Origin of the sequence: Candidatus Kurthia intestinigallinarum (assembly GCF_003991225.1) — a bacterium.
Taxonomy (GTDB): domain Bacteria; phylum Bacillota; class Bacilli; order Bacillales_A; family Planococcaceae; genus Kurthia; species Kurthia populi.
The window spans coordinates 1-1,322 of the sequence record NZ_JTFC01000082.1 but is presented as its reverse complement, the minus strand read 5'-3'; the positions used below and the strand labels follow the sequence as shown (position 1 = coordinate 1,322).

Sequence of the window (1,322 nt, the reverse complement as noted above, 5' to 3'; positions counted from 1 at the left end):
ATCAATGGAACAATATAATGCTGAACGAGCACAAAAGGTTAATAGTAACCTTGAAAAATTACGTAAACTTAAAGAAAAGTATCCAAAAGCATCACAGCGTAAACTAGCTGAAATGATGGGTGTATCCAAAAGCTATATTAATAAGCTGATTAAAGAGTTATAAAAGTGTCCACTGACCTTGCTCGTAAACATATTAAATACTATCTATGGACGTTGTACTGCACTGGTATGTTGTGTGTAACAGCGTCTTTTATATTGTTCGTCTTTCGTTGATGGCCTAGTGTCCACTGACCTTGCTCGTAAACATATTAAATACTATCTATGGACGTTGTACTGCACTGGTATGTTGTGTGTAACAGCGTCTTTTATATTGTTCGTCTTTCGTTGATGGCCTAGTGTCCACTGACCTTGCTCGTAAACATATTAAATACTATCTATGGACGTTGTACGGGTAACAGGAATTTTTTGTTCTTTATCGAATATTAGTTTTGTAACTGATTTTTTGTATAGGAGTGTTTCTATTGAAATTTGAACATCATTTTAAGCTTGTTAATGGTTTAACGTTAGTGTTTTTATTTGCTGGTTTTATTTGGTTAATCTTTGTTATTGATTTTGTATTTAAACATATTAAGGTTACATCTTACAATTCTTTATTGTCTTTATTAAGTGGTATTTTGGCTACTGTGTCTGTGGGGATTGCAGCTTTAGCATTTGTTTTTATTGATAGTTGGAGAGGTAAAACTTTGTGTTTTGCTGGTACATTCCTTTTAATTTCTTGTTCTTTAACATCTGCTTTTTTAAGTGCTAGTGATGGTCTGTTAAATTTAAAATCAATCCAACTTAAATTGGACTTTTTTATTCCAGCAATATTCGTAGCAAGTATGGTGGGCTATATGTATTCAATGGTTGAGTTTGAATTTAAAAAAGATAAGGAAAAATATAAAGTTTTAGAGGACAAAGAATAGTATTTCTGCCAGAATAAAATCAATATTTTGTTATTTTTATGATTAATAAGTATTTTCTTTTGAAAGTTAGGTTTACCTTTTGGCTTTTCAATCCCTATACATAATGTAAGCATAAAATAATTGGGGATATTGAATGTGGGGGCTATTAACAGATAATAAGGGATTTCATATGTAGATTGGATCTGGAGTAGCTGCATCTACACGAAATAGGTTGTATTTCTCCGATACGATAAGAATTATATTTTTGAGTTGTATTATATGACGAATTGAGTTGTTACAGTTAAATTTGTAAATAATGTAGTAATGATTGTAAGATCAGCATTTAATTATGTTAATTTTAAAGAATTTAGAAGCTTC

The 1,322-nt window shown here is 30.7% G+C and carries 2 protein-coding genes; both read left to right on the top strand.

What is annotated here, in order from left to right:
- Positions 1–4 precede the first annotated feature (4 nt).
- On the top strand, positions 5–163 hold the full coding sequence (locus QI30_RS21290; RefSeq protein WP_370323640.1) for a helix-turn-helix domain-containing protein: 159 nt from the start codon (positions 5–7) through the stop codon (positions 161–163).
- Positions 164–521: 358 nt separating this feature from the next.
- Positions 522–965, top strand: coding sequence for a hypothetical protein (locus QI30_RS18775; protein WP_126992080.1), 444 nt, complete (start codon positions 522–524; stop codon positions 963–965).
- The last annotated feature ends 357 nt before the right edge of the window (positions 966–1,322 follow it).